General features: G+C 69.0%; 1 protein-coding gene. It reads right to left on the bottom strand.

What is annotated here, in order from left to right; genetic code table 11:
* A partial coding sequence (locus J0695_RS37465; protein WP_206969228.1) for a DUF2975 domain-containing protein occupies nucleotides 1-213 on the bottom strand: 213 nt, incomplete at both ends.

Below are 213 nucleotides of genomic sequence, written 5' to 3'. Positions count from 1 at the left end.
GCTGGCCGGGCGCATTGATGGCCGTGGCCGCGAACCACACGAGAGCAGCCGCAACGATCGCGCCGATGATGCCGTCCACGTACCGGAAGGCGGCGTGGGAGAACACGGTTCCGCGTCGCACCATCGCCACCAGTCGCCATACACAGACCAGGGCGACCTGGACCGTCCCGACACCCAGGATCGTGATCACGCGCAGCGGGGTCAGCGGGAGCG

Origin of the sequence: Streptomyces beijiangensis (assembly GCF_017315755.1) — a bacterium.
GTDB classification, from domain to species: domain Bacteria; phylum Actinomycetota; class Actinomycetes; order Streptomycetales; family Streptomycetaceae; genus Streptomyces; species Streptomyces beijiangensis.
The sequence above is the reverse complement of the archived record's forward strand: the minus strand, read 5'-3'. Positions and strand labels throughout refer to the sequence as shown.